This is a genomic window from Pseudomonas sp. SWRI179, from assembly GCF_014268705.1.
Classification (GTDB): Bacteria; Pseudomonadota; Gammaproteobacteria; order Pseudomonadales; family Pseudomonadaceae; genus Aquipseudomonas; species Aquipseudomonas zanjanensis.
Genome location: NZ_JABWRA010000085.1, coordinates 1 through 15,951, shown reverse-complemented (window position 1 = coordinate 15,951; position 15,951 = coordinate 1). Strand labels below are relative to the sequence as shown.

General features: G+C 59.3%; 18 protein-coding genes. 6 read left to right on the top strand and 12 right to left on the bottom strand.

Translation table 11 applies throughout. The annotated features are described in order from the left end of the window. Window positions 1-107 precede the first annotated feature (107 nt). From HU767_RS27505 to HU767_RS27480, 6 genes are read right to left on the bottom strand one after another with little or no spacing between them, the layout of a single operon-like run. Window positions 108-1,850 (bottom strand): ABC transporter substrate-binding protein, encoded by a 1,743-nt coding sequence (locus HU767_RS27505; RefSeq protein ID WP_186707525.1) that lies wholly within the window; start codon window positions 1,848-1,850, stop codon window positions 108-110. Window positions 1,851-1,900: 50 nt separating this feature from the next. After that, complete coding sequence (locus HU767_RS27500) at window positions 1,901-2,173, bottom strand: DUF2160 domain-containing protein (RefSeq protein ID WP_186707524.1); 273 nt, start codon at window positions 2,171-2,173, stop codon at window positions 1,901-1,903. A 10-nt stretch (window positions 2,174-2,183) separates the two neighbouring features. Further along, a complete protein-coding gene (locus HU767_RS27495; protein WP_014337490.1) occupies window positions 2,184-2,984 on the bottom strand; it encodes a carbohydrate ABC transporter permease in 801 nt (266 codons plus the stop codon). 10 nt (window positions 2,985-2,994) lie between these two features. Further along, window positions 2,995-3,861, bottom strand: coding sequence for a sugar ABC transporter permease (locus HU767_RS27490; protein WP_030142069.1), 867 nt, complete (start codon window positions 3,859-3,861; stop codon window positions 2,995-2,997). Continuing rightward, window positions 3,858-4,967: an ABC transporter ATP-binding protein gene (locus tag HU767_RS27485; protein ID WP_186707523.1), complete on the bottom strand. Its 1,110-nt coding sequence runs from the start codon at window positions 4,965-4,967 to the stop codon at window positions 3,858-3,860. Before HU767_RS27485 ends, HU767_RS27490 begins: the two co-directional genes overlap by 4 nt. Continuing rightward, entirely contained in the window at window positions 4,967-6,061 is a 1,095-nt protein-coding gene (locus HU767_RS27480; RefSeq protein WP_186730993.1) for an ABC transporter ATP-binding protein, read from the bottom strand. The genes HU767_RS27485 and HU767_RS27480 overlap by 1 nt, the downstream gene beginning before the upstream one ends. A 421-nt stretch (window positions 6,062-6,482) precedes the next feature. Between HU767_RS27480 and HU767_RS27475 the strand changes: the two genes are divergently transcribed. Beyond that, entirely contained in the window at window positions 6,483-8,327 is a 1,845-nt protein-coding gene (locus tag HU767_RS27475) for a sigma-54-dependent Fis family transcriptional regulator (protein WP_186707521.1), read from the top strand. 127 nt (window positions 8,328-8,454) lie between these two features. Here HU767_RS27475 and HU767_RS27470 read toward each other — a convergent pair whose 3' ends face one another. Then, a complete protein-coding gene (locus HU767_RS27470) occupies window positions 8,455-9,000 on the bottom strand; it encodes an anti-virulence regulator CigR family protein (RefSeq protein ID WP_186707520.1) in 546 nt (181 codons plus the stop codon). Window positions 9,001-9,128: 128 nt separating this feature from the next. On the opposite strand from HU767_RS27470, the gene HU767_RS27465 reads away from it, so the two are divergent. Both HU767_RS27465 and HU767_RS27460 read left to right on the top strand, forming a co-directional pair. Beyond that, entirely contained in the window at window positions 9,129-10,340 is a 1,212-nt protein-coding gene (locus HU767_RS27465) for an MFS transporter (RefSeq protein WP_186730992.1), read from the top strand. A 222-nt stretch (window positions 10,341-10,562) separates the two neighbouring features. Further along, window positions 10,563-10,769, top strand: a complete 207-nt coding sequence (locus tag HU767_RS27460; protein WP_186730991.1) for a hypothetical protein — start codon at window positions 10,563-10,565, stop codon at window positions 10,767-10,769. Between the two features lie 53 nt (window positions 10,770-10,822). On the opposite strand, the gene HU767_RS27455 is transcribed toward HU767_RS27460, so the two are convergent. Further along, window positions 10,823-11,131, bottom strand: a complete 309-nt coding sequence (locus tag HU767_RS27455; protein ID WP_186707518.1) for an AzlD domain-containing protein — start codon at window positions 11,129-11,131, stop codon at window positions 10,823-10,825. After that, window positions 11,128-11,838 (bottom strand): AzlC family ABC transporter permease, encoded by a 711-nt coding sequence (locus HU767_RS27450; RefSeq protein ID WP_186707517.1) that lies wholly within the window; start codon window positions 11,836-11,838, stop codon window positions 11,128-11,130. The genes HU767_RS27455 and HU767_RS27450 overlap by 4 nt, the downstream gene beginning before the upstream one ends. A gap of 303 nt (window positions 11,839-12,141) precedes the next feature. Here HU767_RS27450 and HU767_RS27445 point away from each other — a divergent pair, with 303 nt between their 5' ends. Continuing rightward, entirely contained in the window at window positions 12,142-12,570 is a 429-nt protein-coding gene (locus HU767_RS27445; RefSeq protein WP_186707516.1) for a DUF2628 domain-containing protein, read from the top strand. 128 nt (window positions 12,571-12,698) lie between these two features. On the opposite strand, the gene HU767_RS27440 is transcribed toward HU767_RS27445, so the two are convergent. The 3 genes from HU767_RS27440 to HU767_RS27430 form a co-directional block, all read right to left on the bottom strand. Next, window positions 12,699-12,968 carry a YceK/YidQ family lipoprotein gene (locus HU767_RS27440; RefSeq protein ID WP_186730990.1) on the bottom strand — a complete coding sequence of 90 codons (270 nt, stop codon included), beginning with the start codon at window positions 12,966-12,968 and terminating at the stop codon, window positions 12,699-12,701. Window positions 12,969-13,060: 92 nt separating this feature from the next. Next, on the bottom strand, window positions 13,061-13,726 hold the full coding sequence (locus HU767_RS27435) for a PDZ domain-containing protein (RefSeq protein ID WP_186730989.1): 666 nt from the start codon (window positions 13,724-13,726) through the stop codon (window positions 13,061-13,063). An 81-nt stretch (window positions 13,727-13,807) separates the two neighbouring features. Beyond that, window positions 13,808-14,257, bottom strand: coding sequence for a PACE efflux transporter (locus tag HU767_RS27430; protein WP_186730988.1), 450 nt, complete (start codon window positions 14,255-14,257; stop codon window positions 13,808-13,810). 102 nt (window positions 14,258-14,359) lie between these two features. Between HU767_RS27430 and HU767_RS27425 the strand changes: the two genes are divergently transcribed. Both HU767_RS27425 and HU767_RS27420 read left to right on the top strand, forming a co-directional pair. Further along, entirely contained in the window at window positions 14,360-15,250 is an 891-nt protein-coding gene (locus tag HU767_RS27425; protein WP_186730987.1) for a LysR substrate-binding domain-containing protein, read from the top strand. A 12-nt stretch (window positions 15,251-15,262) separates the two neighbouring features. Then, window positions 15,263-15,595, top strand: a complete 333-nt coding sequence (locus HU767_RS27420) for a type II toxin-antitoxin system HicB family antitoxin (RefSeq protein ID WP_186730986.1) — start codon at window positions 15,263-15,265, stop codon at window positions 15,593-15,595. Window positions 15,596-15,951: the final 356 nt, after the last annotated feature.

Sequence of the window (15,951 nt, the reverse complement as noted above, 5' to 3'; positions counted from 1 at the left end):
CTGTGGGAGCGAGCCTGCTCGCGAAGGCGGTGGGCCTGTCTGTCGCCGTAAACCCAGACAAAAAAACGGCACCTTTCGGTGCCGTTTTCACACTCACAGCGGGGGCTTTACTTGCGGGCCGCCTCCCACGACTTCAACAGCTCGGTGTAGCTCACGGTTTCGCCTTTCGGCTTCTCGTTCGCCAGTTTCGGCTTCGGAGCACCCGGCTGGTCGAACCAGTATTGCGCGTCGCGCTCAGGGTTCATCTTAGGTGCGCAGGTGGCTTGGGCCTTGGAGCGTTCCAGGCGCGTCATGATCGCGTCCTGGTCCTTGGCCAACCCGTCGAGGGCCTGCTGAGGGGTCTTCTCGCCGCTGGCCGCTTCGGCGATGTGGCTCCACCACAGTTGCGCCAGGCGTGGGTAGTCCGGCACGTTGGTCCCGGTCGGGGTCCATTGCACGCGGGCCGGGCTGCGGTAGAACTCCACCAGGCCACCGAGCTTCGGCGCCAGGTCGGTCAGGGCCTGGGAGTTGATGTCCGACTCACGAATCGGCGTCAGGCCGACGATGGTCTTCTTCAACGATACCGTCTTGGACGTCACGAACTGCGCGTAGAGCCAGGCCGCGAGTTTCTGCTTCTCAGGCGTGGACTTCATGAACGTCCACGAACCCACGTCCTGATACCCCAGCTTCATGCCCTCTTCCCAATACGGACCGCGTGGCGAAGGCGCCATGCGCCATTTCGGCGTGCCGTCGGCATTCACCACCGGCAGGCCCGGCTTGGTCATGTCGGCGGTGAAAGCGGTGTACCAGAAAATCTGCTGGGCGATGTTGCCTTGGGACGGCACCGGGCCGGATTCGGAGAAGGTCATGCCCGCCGCTTCCGGTGGCGCGTATTTCTTCATCCAATCCACGTATTTGGTGGTGGCGAACACGGCCGCAGGACCATTGGTGTCGCCGCCACGGGTCACGCTGGAACCGACCGGATGGCAGTCCTCGACACGAATGCCCCACTCGTCCACGGGTAAACCGTTGGGCAGGCCCTTGTCGCCGCCACCGGCCATGGAGAACCAGGCATCGGTGAAGCGCCAGCCCAGGGACGGGTCTTTCTTGCCGTAGTCCATGTGGCCGTAGACGCGCTTGCCGTCGATTTCCTTGACGTCTTCGGAGAAGAACTTGGCGATGTCTTCATAGGCCGACCAGTTCACCGGTACGCCCAACTCGTAGCCGTACTTTTCCTTGAACTTGGCCTTCAGGTCCGCACGCTCGAACCAGTCGGCGCGGAACCAGTACAGGTTGGCGAACTGCTGGTCGGGCAGTTGATAAACCTTGCCGTCCGGCGCGGTGGTGAAGGAAATACCGATGAAGTCCTTCAGGTCCAGGGTCGGCGAAGTGAAGTTCTTGCCTTCGTTGGCCATCAGGTCGGTGATCGACTCGGTCTTGCCGTAGCGAAAGTGCGTGCCAATCAGGTCCGAGTCGTTGACCCAGCCGTCATAGATATTCTTGTCCGACTGCATCTGGGTCTGCAGCTTCTCCACCACGTCGCCTTCCTGAAGCAGGTCGTGAGTCAGCTGGATCCCGGTGATTTCGTTAAAGGCCTTGGCCAATACCTTGGATTCATACTCGTGGGTGGCGATGGTTTCCGACACCACGTTGATTTTCATCCCGCGAAACGGTTCGGCGGCCTTGATGAACCACTTCAATTCTTCAAGCTGCTGCTCGGCTGTCAGGGTCGACGGCTTGAATTCACTGCCGATCCATTTTTTAGCGGCGTCTTCATAGGCGTCGGCCCAGGCCGTAGCGCTCAGCCCGCTGAGTGCCAGCATGGCTGCCAATGAAACGCTATGTCGCAGCTTATTGTTTTTATCGAACATAGAGACCTCTCCTGTTTGGGTTTAAGAGCCTGATCGTCGCGTTGTCGCGATTAGCCCCACCGCATCACTGCCAACAGCCACACCAAAGACAACGCGAACGCTATCCAGATGCTCCAGTCGGTCACGCCAATCACCAGCAGGTGCAGATAGGCGCTACCGAGAAGACCAATAAACAACCGATCGCCACGGGTCGTGGCAATCGGCAGGAAACCACGCCGAGGGATACTCGGCGAACGCAATTCCCACGTCGTCATGCCCACCAGCAGCAAGGCGATGACACCAAAAAACGCCGCCGTCGGGACGGTCCAGTTCATCCATTCCATCATCGACTCCTCAGACCCGGCCCAGGGCAAAGCCCTTGGCCACGTGGTTGCGAACGAACCAGATCACCAGCATGCCCGGCAGGATGGTCAACACCCCCGCCGCCGCCAGCACCCCCCAGTCGATACCGGACGCCGACACCGTACGGGTCATGACCGCCGCGATCGGCTTGGCATTCACCGAGGTGAGCGTACGGGCCAGCAACAGCTCGACCCAGGAAAACATGAAGCAGAAAAATGCCGTGACGCCGATGCCGGAGCCGATCAACGGAATGAAGATCTTGGCGAAGAACTTGGGGAAACTGTAGCCGTCAATGTAGGCGGTCTCGTCAATTTCTTTCGGCACCCCGGACATGAACCCTTCGAGGATCCACACCGCCAACGGCACGTTGAACAGGCAGTGAGCCAGGGCCACGGCGATATGGGTGTCAAACAGGCCGATGGACGAATACAGCTGGAAGAACGGCAACAGGAACACCGCCGGTGGCGCCATCCGGTTGGTCAGCAGCCAGAAGAACAGGTGCTTGTCCCCCAGGAACCGATAACGGGAAAACGCATAGGCCGCCGGCAACGCAACGCCCAGGGAAATCACCGTGTTCAGGCTCACGTAGTACAGCGAGTTGAGGTAACCGGTGTACCAGCTCGGGTCGGTGAAGATCACCTTGTAGTTGTGGAAGGTGAAATCGTGGGGCCACAGGGTCAGGCCGCCAAGGATCTCGGTGTTGCTCTTGAACGACATGTTCAGCAGCCAGTAGATGGGCACCAGCAGGAACAGGATGTAGATCAGCAGGGGTATCAGCTTTCTCTTGCTCATTGTGCGGGCCTCAACGGTTGGCGTCGGAGTGCGTCATGGCGGTGTAGAACAGCCAGGACACCAACAGAATGATCAGGAAGTACACCAGGGAAAACGCCGCCGCCGGGCCCAGGTCGAATTGGCCGATGGCCATCTGCGTCAGGGTCTGACTGAGGAACGTGGTGGCGTTACCCGGCCCGCCGCCGGTGAGCACGAACGGCTCGGTGTAAATCATGAAGCTGTCCATGAAGCGCAGCATCACGGCGATCAGCAGCACGCTCTTCATCTTCGGCAACTGGATGTGCCGGAACACCGCCCAGTTGGACGCCCGGTCGATCCGCGCCGCTTGATAATAGACGTCGGGAATCGCCCGCAGCCCCGAATAACACAGCAGCGCCACCAACGACGTCCAGTGCCAGACGTCCATCACCAGCACGGTGACCCAGGCGTCCATGGTGTTGGCCGCATAGTTGTAATTGATGCCCAGGCCGTTAAGGGTGGAGCCCAGCAAACCGATGTCGGCGCGGCCGAAAATCTGCCAGATGGTGCCAACCACGTTCCACGGGATCAGCAACGGAATCGCCAGGATGATCAGCACCAGGGACGACCACTTGCCCTTGGTCGGCATGGTCAGGGCGATGGCGATGCCCAGGGGAATTTCGATCAGCAGCACGCACGCCGAGTAGATGAATTGGCGCAGCAGCGAATCGTGCAGCCGTGGATCGAGCAGCACCTGCTTGTACCAATCGGCGCCGACGAAGTAGCGGCTGGACTGATCGAAGATGTCCTGCACCGAATAGTTGACCACCGTCATCATCGGGATCACGGCGCTGAAGGCCACCAGCAGGAATACTGGCAGCACTAGCCACCAGGCCTTGTTGTTCTGCACCTTGTTCATGGCTGCACCTCGCCAGTGGATTCGAGCAGATATTCATCGGCATAGACCATCAGCCATTGCGCCGGGAAACTGATGTACGCCGTGCCTTCCGGTACAGGCTTGTCTTCGGCCAGGCGGACCTTCAGCGGTGCGCCATCGAGGTTGAGGGTCAGGATCTTGTAGGTGCCCAGGTCTTCGACGTGGACCACGTCGGCCCGCATCGCGTCGTCGTAAGGGCCATCCCAGACATGCACGAACTCGGGGCGAATGCCGACCTTCAGGCTTTTGCCCTCGGCTTCGGCGATACGCCGTTGCAAGGTGTCCGACAGGGGCAAATGGGTCGAGGCGAAGCCGACGCCACCGGGCTGCGCCGTGACCTCGATCAGGTTCATCCCCGGGCTGCCGATGAAGTAGCCGACAAAGGTGTGGCTGGGGCGCTCGAACAAATCCCGAGGCGTGCCGAACTGCACGATCTGGCCGCCGTACATCACCGCGATCTTGTCGGCGAACGTCGAGGCTTCCAACTGGTCGTGGGTGACGTAGACCATGGTGATGTTGAACTGCTCGTGGATCTGCTTGAGCTTGCGCCGCAGTTTCCATTTCAGGTGCGGGTCGATCACCGTCAGCGGTTCGTCGAACAGGATCGCCGACACATCGTCGCGCACCAACCCGCGGCCCATGGAGACTTTCTGTTTCTCATCGGCGGTGAGGTTGCGGGCCTTTTTGTCCAGCAGGTTCTGCAGGTCCAGGACCTCGGCGATTTCCTGCACCTTGGTGTGGACCCTCGCCTCGGCCATGCCCTGGTTGCGCAGCGGGAACGCCAGGTTGTCAAACACCGTCATGGTGTCGTAGACCACCGGGAACTGGAACACCTGGGCGATGTTCCGGCGTTCCGGGGTCAGGTCGTTGACGACTTTGCTGTCGAACATCACCTGCCCTTCGGAAGGGCTGAGCAAGCCGGAAATGATGTTGAGCAAGGTGGATTTGCCGCAGCCCGAAGGGCCGAGCAGCGCATAGGCGCCGCCCTGCTCCCAGATATGGTTCATCTCGCGGATCGCATAGTCCTCGGGGCCCGCCGGGGTGCTGGTGTAGCTGTGGGCAAGGTTCTGCAAACGAATTTCAGCCATCAGGCAACCCTCGCAATACGCAGGCCCGGGGCCTGGACCAGCTTGCCTTGGGCATCGAAGACAAACAGTTTATGGGTCGGAATGTAGATGCGGATCGGCGCGTCCACGTCGTACTCATGCACCCCTGGCAAGTGCAGCACCAGCAGGAAATGTTCGTTGCGCACATGCAGGAACGTCTCCGAGCCGCTGATCTCGGCCACCTCGACGGTCACCGCCAGTTCGAGGTCGTCGTCATTGCTTGGCACCAGGGAAATATGGCTGGGGCGCACGCCGAAACGAAACTCACCCTCGCCCACCGGGCGCAGGTCGACGTTCAGCGGGAAATGCACGAAATTGGCGAAGCTGACTTCATTACCGGCAATACGACCCGGCATGAGGTTGATCGGTGGTTCGGAAAACAGCTCGGCGGCCAGCACGGTTTGCGGCTGGTGGTAGACGGAAGACGACTTGCCGCTCTGAATCACCCGGCCCTCGTGGAGGATCGTGGTGGTGCCGCCCAAGGCCAGTGCCTCGTTAGGCTCGGTGGTGGCGTAGACGGCGATGGTGTGGCGGGCCTGAAACAGCTCGCGCATTTCCTGGCGCAGCTCTTCGCGCAGCTTGTAGTCGAGGTTCACCAAAGGCTCGTCGAACAGGATCAGCTCGGCGTCCTTGACCAAGGCCCGGGCCATGGCCGTGCGCTGCTGCTGGCCGCCGGACAACTCCAGTGGATGGCGCTTGAGGAATTTCTCGATCCGCAACATTTTTGCGGTTTCCAGGACCTTGCTTTGGATGATTTCTTCGGACACACCGGCCTGGCGCAACGGCGAGGCGATGTTTTCGAAAACGGTCATGGTCGGGTAGTTGATGAACTGCTGGTAAACCATCGACACGTTGCGCAACCGCACCGGACGGTGGGTGACGTCGACGCCGTTCATCAGGATGCGGCCGCTGTCGGGTTTGTCCAGACCGGCCATCAGGCGCATGAGGCTGGTCTTGCCGGACAGCGTGCGGCCCAACAGGACGTTGAAGGATCCGGGTTCGAAACTCAGATTGGCATCGTCGATCCAGGTCTGGCCTTCGACGGTGCGACAGATGTGCTCAAGCTTTAATGACATGGCTCGGCCTTTTTATTATTTGGAGTCAAGCGACCCGAGCTTAAAAGCGAAAGCCGTGCCAGAAATCACAAACCCTTGATCAAGTTGATTTTTTCCTGGATTGGCAGGCAAAAGGCGTTCGTTGATGAACAGAAGTGAACAATCAGGAATGAACAACTGAACAATGGACGGGTTGACAATGAACAATTTTGAACAACACTGAAAGAACGTTTTCGGCTAGCCTGGCTGCGATCCTGTGGGAGCGGGCTTGCTCGCGAAGGCGCTGTGTCAGCCAGCACAAATGTCGACTGTCACGACGCTTTCGCGAGCAAGCCCGCTCCCACAGGATCTGTGTATGAAGTGGTATTCAGGCCTGCCCCAGCACAAGGAGTCTGTGCGAGACTTGCCACAACAATAAAAACAGCTCCTGCGAGAGTGCCCCATGGCCGCACCTGCTCCTGCCTTGTCCCACGAGGCCATCATCCAGGCTTCCTGGTCCCGTTGCCGCGCCTTCGGCCTGAATCACCAGAGCGTGCCGGCCTTCGATCAGTTGCCCGCCCAAGGCATCGCCCACTTGCTGGAAAGCCAGCATTCGCTGGTGCAGACCACCCATCAGGAGGTCTTGCCGTATTACGAGAACATCCTCAGCAACTCCAATTGCCTGATCATGCTGGCCGACAACCAGGGCCAAGTGCTGACCTCCTGGGGCACCCAGCGCTTCATCGAGCCGAAACTGGCCCATGGTTTCAGCGCCGGGGCGAGCTGGATGGAGCGCTGCACCGGCACCAACGCCATCGGCACCGCGCTGGCCTGCGAACAGGCGGTGCACATCGAACACGATGAACACTTCCTCAAGGCCAACCGCTTCATGACCGGCTCCGCCGCGCCGATCTTCGATGCCGAGCGCAAGGTCATCGCCGTGCTGGACGTCTCCAGCGACAGCTACCTGCCGCCGTCCCACACCCTGGGCATGGTCAAGATGATGAGCCAGACCGTGGAGAACCGGTTGATCCTCAACCTGTTTCGCGGTGAACACTTCCAACTGACGTTCAACACCGGTTTGAACAACCTCGACAGCCAGTGGGCCGGGCTGTTGATTTTTGATGAAAGCGGCCAGGTGCTCTCGGCGAATCGACGCGCGGATAACCTGCTGGGCCTGAGCTTGTCACGGGTCAGCATCGAAAGCCTGTTCAAGGTGTCGCTGCTGGAACTGCTGAACCAACCCGACGGCCTGCCGTTCGCCCTGCAAGCGTCTGGCAGCAATCGATTCCAATGTTTGCTCAGGCGCCCGAGTCAGGTGTCGATCAGGGCACGCGTGTTCACCGAAGCAACGCCTGCGCCGGCCCCCGCCAGCAACATCATCGGCCTCAACACCCTGCACTTCGGTGACAGCCGCGTGGAGAAAGCCGTGCGCCAGGCCGAGCGCTTGCTGGAGAAGGACATTCCACTGTTGATCCATGGCGAGACGGGCGTCGGCAAGGAAGTGTTCGTCAAGGCCCTGCACCAGGCCAGTTCGCGCGCCAAGCAGCCATTCATTGCCGTGAACTGCGCCGCGATCCCCGCCGAGTTGGTGGAGTCGGAATTGTTCGGTTATGAAAAAGGCGCGTTCACCGGCGCCAACCAGAAAGGCAGCATTGGCCTGATCCGCAAGGCCGACCGCGGCACGCTGTTCCTCGACGAGATCGGCGACATGCCCCTGCCGACCCAGGCCCGGCTGCTGCGAGTCTTGCAGGAACGTTGCGTGCAACCGGTGGGCAGCGCCGAGCTGTTCCCGGTGGACATCCGCATCATCTCCGCCACCAACCGCTCGCTGCGCGAACAGGTGCAGTTGGGGCGGTTTCGCGAAGACTTGTACTACCGCATCGGCGGCCTGACCCTGGAACTGCCGCCCTTGCGCGAACGCAGCGACAAGCAGGCCCTGTTCAAGCGCCTGTGGGAACACCACCGCGAACCGACCCAATGGGCCGGCCTGAGCCGTGAGGTATTGGACCTGTTTGAACGCCACCCCTGGCCGGGCAACCTGCGACAGGTCAGCAGCGTGCTGCAAGTGGCCCTGGCGATGGCCGAGGAACAGCCGATCCGTCCGGAACACCTGCCCGACGACTTTTTTGTCGACCTGGAAATGGAACCGGTGGAAACGCCTGAACCACTGACGGTGGACCTCAACGATGCCGAAGACTTGAACCGCCAGTTGCAAGCCGTGGGCGGGAATATCTCGCACCTGGCGCGCCGACTGGGGGTCAGCCGCAATACCTTGTACAAACGCCTGCGGCAGCTGGAGAGCTGATACAAAACCTGTAGGAGCGGGCTTGCTCGCGAAGGCGTCGCGTCAGCCAAATCAACGTTGAATGACACACCGCTATCGCGAGCAAGCCCGCTCCCACAGGTTTCATTTCCTAACTGGAAGTACCGGCTCAGTCGAACGCACCGTTGAGCACTTCATAAATGATGCCAGTGGCAATCGCCACCAGGATCAGGTCCGTGCCGACCTGCTGCCATTCATAACCGTCATAGTGCGGCAAGCGCCCCAACAGCCGGCCATCGAGCTTCTTGGCAATGCCAGGTGGCAACGGCTTGCCTCGGGCCAGATTTTTCTGGATGCCCGGCGGCAATGCCGGGCCGGGGCTCCAATAATCGCGATAACCGCCAATCACACCCAGGATGCCGCCCCGGTCGATGCTGGGGGCGTTATGCCAATCACCGCCACCGCCTTGGTTTCCCTTGCCGCCTTGGTTGCCCTTGTTGCCGGGATTGCCTTGACCGCCCTGATTACCCTTGTTACCAGGATTGCCTTGCCCACCTTTGTTGCCCTGCCCGCCCTTGCCTCCTTGCCCTTGACCGGGCCCTTGATCAAATTGAGCGTTTCCCTTGCCGTTTCCCGGGTCCGCGACAACAATGCCTGGGCCCGCCGCCAAGGCGAAACAGGTAACAGCAGCAATCAACGAGCGCGATTTGAACATGGCAGTTCTCTCGAAAAAGGGACATCCCCTGTAAAGATATAGAGACTAACGGTGATATTAGTTCCATATCACGCTGCGCGTCGCTTGCCTGGACCGGAAACACCTGAACACCGTAATCAAGGAGCTCCATGCGCAAGGATTACCTGGCTTTTTTCGTCTCGATGTTCCTCTCGCGGTTGGCCGATCAGATCTTGCTGTTCATCGTCCCGCTGATTGTTTTCCAGACCACCAACAGCGTCTCCTGGGCGGGCCTGGCGTTCTTTGTCGAATCCTTGCCACGCTACTTGGCGTTCCCGATCTGCGGCGCGCTGTGCGACAAGTTCCCGCCGATTCGCATCCTGCACATCAGCCAGGTCTATCGCGCCGCAGCCTGCGGCGTCGCAGTCGTGCTCCATGGCGTCTTCGGCGGTGTCTATTGGATCGTGGCACTGTCGGCCCTCTGTGGCGTGTTGACCACCCAAGGCATCATGGCCCGCGAAGTGGTCTTGCCTTACATCTTCAAGCACTACACCTACACCAAGACGCTGTCCTATTCGCAAATCGCCGACCAGACCGGCTTGGTACTGGGCCCGCTGGTCGCTGCGCTGCTGCTTGAGGTGTGGGCGTGGCACTGGGTGGTGCTGGCGATCGCCGGGCTGTTCCTGCTGGCAGACCTGGCCATGTTGTACTGGCAGCGCACCAGCTCGGTCACCCTTGAGTCCTTCGAGCAGCACCATGACCTCTGGTTGAACCCGCTGCGCATTGCCCTGGGCCACATTTGCAACCTGGCGGAACTGAAAAAAGTCATCAGCCTGGCGGTGGGCGTCAACCTGATCATCGGCGTCACCCTCGCCACGTCGGCAGCCATGGTCATCGGCCATTATGGCGCCGGAAAAGATGATTACGCCGGGTTGCAGGCGGCCGGTGCCGTGACCACCATCGTCATCCTGTTTCTCCTGGCCCGGGTCACCTTGCCCTTGAAACTTCTCGGCGCCCTCTCCTACACGCTGATTGCCGTCGGCGCTTTCATCACTGCGCTCAGCCCGACCCTCTGGGGCTACGTCGTCGGTTTCCTGCTGATCGTCGGCTTCGACAAGATGTTCAACGTGTACATGCGCAGCATCCGTCAGCAGGTCATTCCCCCACAGGACTTTGGCAAGACCGTCGGCGTGATTACGCTGCTCAACAACCTGTCGCAACCGTTCGCGGGCTTGCTCGTCGCGGTGTTGGCGGCGCCTGTTGGGACGCAGGAAGTGATTCTGCTGCTGGCGGTGGTCACCAGCCTGATCGGAGTCGGTGTGGTCGTGATGAACAGGCAATCAACACAGCGGACAAGCGTCTACCGCACCGATGCAGATTGACCCTCGGCTTGTATTATCAGTGACTTATTCTTGAGGCATGGTTGCATCGTTGCCAGCGTCGATGCGCGTCTTCCCACCATTCGTCACCTGTTAAATGGTGGAATCTGCAGGCGACCATGTCTGGCTCAGGGTTTGCACTGGCCTGTCTCAGCAGCCAAGAACGACATAATTCTGACGCGGCGGCAAATTAATCAATGCTTGGTCAGCAAACGGAGATGTACCGTGTCAACTCTCAACGAAATCGCAGCGAACCACGCGAGAATGGCAAAGTTAAAGGAAGAAGAGTCGATGCGGTTGAGTGCGCTTCAGGGACAGGTGGTGGGAAGTTTTGAAATTCCCCCCCTCGAGGCGCCCCAAGAGATGTCGCTGCATTTTATGACAGGTGTACAAGATCACTCGTTCGGGGAAGCGGCTGCGCTGAGTTTTTGACCTGGGCGTTGATGAGCCTCCGTCGCCCGTTTGTAAGCGGGCGACTCGGCCGTTCAAAACTGTCTGGCTAAAGCCGCTGCAAGTATGCCGGCCGCGATTGCCGGCAACGGCTTTTTAAGGGTCAGCATGACGATTGCGGTGGCCAGCAAAGCCAGGCGTGCGCCGTTGTCACCTTTAACCGCCAGCGGAGCCAGTACCGCCACCAACACCGAGCCGGACATGGCTGTGATGAACTGCTGCACCCGATAGTTGATCGGCACGAACGACATCACGAAAACACCGCCCCACCGAGTGGCCAAGGTCACTGCGGCCATGATCAAGATGACAAGCAAGGTGCCATAACCCGCCGTTTCAATGTTCATCGTTGTTTCTCCATCCACACGGCGCCCAGAACGCCTCCCGCCAAAGCGCCCACCACGACATGGCTGTTAGCCGGCAAATACCAGAAGGCCAATAGCGATGAGCAGGCCGCCACCGTCCAGATGATGAACATGCGCAGGTTCTTTTTCCCGCCCACGACCATCGCCAACAAGAAACAGCCCATCACCATATCGAGCCCGAAACTGACCGGGTTCTCGATGGCGCTGCCAAAGTGAAGCCCCAGCCAACTGCCCAGGATCCAAGTGACCCAGAGCGCAATGCCGCCGCCGAATAGAATCCCCAGCCCCGGTTTGCCCCGACTGAACGCCTGCATCGCCATGGCCCAGTTGGCGTCCGAAACAACCAGCATGACACCGTAGCGTTTGGCGACGGGCAGCTCCCGCAACCACGGGTAAAGTGTCGCGCCCATCAATAGGTGCCGGGCGTTGATCGCGAAAACGGTGATCATCAGCGGAACGACCGGCACTTGCTGCCCCCACAGATCCAGCGCGGCAAATTGAGAAGCGCCCGCAAAAACCAGAGTACTCATGAGCACGGCTGACGCATCGCTCAAGCCCGTTTGCGCAGCCGCCAGGCCGAAAGCAACGCCGAACACGACGACAAAAAGAGAAATGGGGATCAGTTGCTTGAAACCGTCGTAAATGTGCTTCAGCGTTAGCTCATGCAAATGGGGTTGATCGCTCGACAAAACATCGCCTCTTCTGGTTATCCACGGTGTAAAACTGGGAGTATGAGGCTGATTCTGTATGCCGAAAACTTTTTACCGGGCAATCCAGCGAATCAATAGAGTGAAGCCCGTCACAGACCAGGCGACCGTACAAGCGGCCAGTGCGGAATGTTCCACACCTCCAGCCATAAAGCGGCAAAATGGGCGCCCTGAAGATTCACGCGCGTTCTGCGACAAAAACCAAAGCAGCCAATGCTCTGAACCAGAGCACAGGATTTCTTGGAAGAAAGAAAAAGTTAATTATGGAAAACAGGAGCCTTGAAAATGAGCACGACTGAACAAGTACAAAGCAACGGTAAATACAGCGCCAAGTGGCAGGAACGCTTCGACTTCTTTGACACCTACGGTGCGCCAAGCGACCCGCGCTACAAGGAAGCCTTCAAGGCGCTGCCTGGCTTCAAGAAAAAAATACTCATCAATGCAAACGTGATCGCATTTTTCTTCGGCCCTATCTACCTGTTCGTCCTGGGCCTCTGGAAGAAGAACCTGGCGCTGCTGGGTATTTTCCTGGCGATCAACATCGCCTTGAGCGTCATTTTCGCCATCATTGGCATGGAGTTTCCGCGGCCGTTGAGCACGGGGCTGAGCGTTGCCATGTCGATGATGTACGCGCTGATGGCCAACTACGCGTACTACCTCAAGGAAGTGAAAGGCGAACAAGGCTGGAACCCGTTCAAAGGTATGCGTCTCTGATTGCCCCCTTGAATCATCAAGAGCCCGCACCTCGTCATGAGTGTGCGGGCTCTTTGTTTCCGGGTCGTGGGAATGTGGATGGCCCAGCCTATAGACCTCCGAAGCCCCGAATTTAGGGGCCGGTCCAACTAATTCCGAGTCGGTTCTTTAGCAAACAGGGTATACGGCAAAAATAACGTATCGGCGACCAGGCTGAACGGCAGGTCAATCAATGCCAGTGGTGCCAAGACGCGAAATACCCCGGGGGTTTCGTCCGTGGCGGCCTTGATCACTTCAATATCGGTAGAGGTTCCGCAATACGGATGGGGGCCACAGCGCGGACGATCATCGAAGGTTTCAGAGAGCGTCGAACAACCTGCCAGCAGAGCAACGGCCAATATACCTAGGAAGAATTTCATGTGGTCACTCAAGAATGCGGGCCGGAAGAAGAGCAATCCGCACTCTACTCCAAGGCTTGTGATGCGGGCGACATAAGGTTACGTGTCTTGCATCAGAGTGCCGCACTCCCGTCAGAAACAACAACCCGAACATCCGTCACCGCCCGATAACGCCAGACCTTTATCGAAGCGCTGTCACCTGGCGTCATGCGACCGATGATGGCCGTGACCTCGGAAGGACTGTTCACCACCGCCCCGGCGATTTCCAAAATGATGTCCCCCGCCAAAAGCCCCATTTTCGCGGAATCGGCCCCTGCCTCCGGACCAAACACCAACACCCCTTTCTCGGAAGGCAAACCGAAGCTTTTAACAACAGCAGGGGTGACTGCGCCGAGGTGCACCCCTAGGTGTCCAGCCGCAACGGGCACGGGGGCGGCAATACTTTTGGCAAGTATCGGGGCTGGCGCTGCTGCCGCAGAGGGAACAGGATCGGCGGCAGCATTTGGCTGGGTTGCGCCGCCGCGGGAGCAATCTCGCTGAGCGACCACTTGATGAATCGCTTGCCGGATTCTTTCAGTCCGAGGCGTGGGGTACTGGTCATAGCTGTCCCGAGTAATCAACAACGTATTGCAGTCCATGGCCTCATAGGTTGCAGGAGACTCGGTAGTACGATGGTACTCGGCGTACTTCGCCTTTTCCTCTGCGCTCATGGGCAGAAAAATACAGCCCACGAGCAATGGGGAGGCTACTGCCATTAACGAAACGAGTCTGAGTGACATAGCCGTCCCTGAGGTTTTTGAGTTGGGAATTGAACGCTACTGTTTTGCCATGCATCTGTCCAATCCGTCCTCCTACTCCTCTCAACGGGCGTTGGAGACGGAACCCTGATCTGCCTGCGCCGAAAGCGGAACATCAAACACTCGATCAAACACCCACTGAAAAACCAGCGAGTAAAAAAAGAAAAACACGAACAACCCCAGGTTGGTCACCAGCGCCAGCCACAGGCTGATGCCCAACCATGCGCTAATCACCGGCGTGAGGATCAGCGTCAAGCCGCCTTCAAAACCAAGGGAATGCAGCAACCGCCGCTGCCAGTTGCGATGGCGGCTGGGTTGGCGACGCTCCCACCATTCGAAAAGGCCGTTGAAAAGCATGTTCCAGGCCAGCGCAACGGCGGAAATCACCAGGGACAGCAGGGTTGAATAGCCCATCCCTTGTTTGTACGTCAGCGCCAGCGCCGGTGCCACGAACAGCACACCGCCGGCTTCATAGAGGATGGCCTGGAGGATTTTACGGGGCGTGCCTTGCATTGCTGGGCTCCTTGGCTGGGTTGGAACCACAGCCTGGCAAGTTGAGCCCCCGCGCACAATTGAGCTAAATTGAGCCACGCTCAACCTGAGTAACCCACCCGCATGTTCGCCAAACTGCCCCTCACCGCGTTGCGCGGCTTCGAGTCCGCCGCACGGCTGGGCAGCTTCAAGGCCGCGGCCCAGGAACTGAACGTCAGCCCGGCGGCGATCTCCCATCAAGTTAAAAGCCTTGAAGCCTTCCTGGGTGTGCGCCTGTTCGAACGTTCCAGCCAAAACGTGCGCCTGAGCGCCGACGGCGAGCGCCTTCACCCTTACATGCACCGCGCCCTGCTCGATATCCAACAGGGCCTGCAAATACTGTCGCCCTCGTGTGCCGCCCAGTCGCTGGTGGTGAGCACTACGCCGGCGTTCGCCAGCCTGTGGCTGATCCCTCGGCTCGGGGATTTCCATCGGTTGCATCCGGAAATCGACGTCAGCCTGCACAGCAGCAACGACGTAGTGGACCTGCGACGTGACGCCAGCATCGACCTGGCGATCCGCGCCCTGTTCACGCCGGATCCACAACTGTTCGAACGGCCTTTGCTGGATGAGTATTTCGGTGTGTATTGCCGCCCCGGCTGGCAACCACCCGCAGCAGGCTCGCCTGTTGAACTGATCGACGTGCCATGGCTGAGCAGCGCCAAGGTGGCGGTCGACTGGCCGGCATGGTGCGCCAAGGCCGGTACCCTGGGCTGGCTGGAAAATGCGCGTTTTCGGCGTTATGACGAGGAACAGCACGCCCTGCAAGCGGCGATCGCCGGGCATGGGCTGGTGCTCGCCAGCAATGTGCTGGTTGCCGACGCGGTTGCGCGGGGGGAGTTGATTGATTACCGGCCTGAGGTTCGTTTGGCGGGCGCGCGATATACGGTGGTGTGCGTGCCGGGGCGGGAGCGGCAGGTGGAGGTGAGGGCTTTTAGTGAGTGGTTATTGGGGTGGAGTATTGGTTGCATTTGATGGAGTTGAACGATGAACAGCATGACCTATAAGGGCTACACAGCCCGTGTTGAGTTTGATGAGCGTGACGACATCTTCGTCGGTCGAGTTCTGGGAGTACGTGACATCATCAGCTTTCACGCCGCCTCAGTGACGGAACTGCGCGCCGAACTTGCTAGTGCTATCGAGGATTATTTGGCGGACTGTGCCGAACAAGGGGTAAGCCCCGAGAAGCCTGCCTCTGGAAAGGTGATGCTGCGCATTCGTCCTGAAGTGCATGCTGCCGCGACCATTGCCGCCCAAGCTGCTGGCAAGAGCCTGAACCAATGGGCCGACGAGGTGTTTGAGCGCGCAGCACACGCCTGACGACAAACCGGATGCTCCTGCCAGCCCACCCCAGGCCAAGAAGGAAAATCCATCTTCTGAATCTGTGGCCGTCCGAGCACAACGGATCCCTGTAGCGCCTTCAGCGCAGTAGGACAGCGGAGCGCGACTCGCGCCCCTTCTTTCCTCGCCCTCAGGGAAGAGGCGGACTCGCCGCGAAATCCGTAGGGATATTGAGAAAGGAATGCCAGGCATCTACAGCGTCATGATGCCGTTGGGCGGCATCTTCCCAAAAAGGACCGGATACGAATGGCACTTACTTAACCTTCTTCGGGTGTCCATTCTTCCTGACCTCAGCCCTTGCTGATCGACGTGTTTTCATCAGCATGGGGTAAGGC

Bases quoted from the DNA above. Each gene is read 5' to 3' on its own strand.
- HU767_RS27505 (WP_186707525.1), bottom strand. From the start codon at position 1,850: ATGTTCGATAAAAACAATAAGCTGCGACATAGCGTTTCATTGGCAGCC.
- HU767_RS27500 (WP_186707524.1), bottom strand. From the start codon at position 2,173: ATGGAATGGATGAACTGGACCGTCCCGACGGCGGCGTTTTTTGGTGTC.
- HU767_RS27495 (WP_014337490.1), bottom strand. From the start codon at position 2,984: ATGAGCAAGAGAAAGCTGATACCCCTGCTGATCTACATCCTGTTCCTG.
- HU767_RS27490 (WP_030142069.1), bottom strand. From the start codon at position 3,861: ATGAACAAGGTGCAGAACAACAAGGCCTGGTGGCTAGTGCTGCCAGTA.
- HU767_RS27485 (WP_186707523.1), bottom strand. From the start codon at position 4,967: ATGGCTGAAATTCGTTTGCAGAACCTTGCCCACAGCTACACCAGCACC.
- HU767_RS27480 (WP_186730993.1), bottom strand. From the start codon at position 6,061: ATGTCATTAAAGCTTGAGCACATCTGTCGCACCGTCGAAGGCCAGACC.
- HU767_RS27475 (WP_186707521.1), top strand. From the start codon at position 6,483: ATGGCCGCACCTGCTCCTGCCTTGTCCCACGAGGCCATCATCCAGGCT.
- HU767_RS27470 (WP_186707520.1), bottom strand. From the start codon at position 9,000: ATGTTCAAATCGCGCTCGTTGATTGCTGCTGTTACCTGTTTCGCCTTG.
- HU767_RS27465 (WP_186730992.1), top strand. From the start codon at position 9,129: ATGCGCAAGGATTACCTGGCTTTTTTCGTCTCGATGTTCCTCTCGCGG.
- HU767_RS27455 (WP_186707518.1), bottom strand. From the start codon at position 11,131: ATGAACATTGAAACGGCGGGTTATGGCACCTTGCTTGTCATCTTGATC.
- HU767_RS27445 (WP_186707516.1), top strand. From the start codon at position 12,142: ATGAGCACGACTGAACAAGTACAAAGCAACGGTAAATACAGCGCCAAG.
- HU767_RS27440 (WP_186730990.1), bottom strand. From the start codon at position 12,968: ATGAAATTCTTCCTAGGTATATTGGCCGTTGCTCTGCTGGCAGGTTGT.
- HU767_RS27435 (WP_186730989.1), bottom strand. From the start codon at position 13,726: ATGTCACTCAGACTCGTTTCGTTAATGGCAGTAGCCTCCCCATTGCTC.
- HU767_RS27430 (WP_186730988.1), bottom strand. From the start codon at position 14,257: ATGCAAGGCACGCCCCGTAAAATCCTCCAGGCCATCCTCTATGAAGCC.
- HU767_RS27425 (WP_186730987.1), top strand. From the start codon at position 14,360: ATGTTCGCCAAACTGCCCCTCACCGCGTTGCGCGGCTTCGAGTCCGCC.
- HU767_RS27420 (WP_186730986.1), top strand. From the start codon at position 15,263: ATGAACAGCATGACCTATAAGGGCTACACAGCCCGTGTTGAGTTTGAT.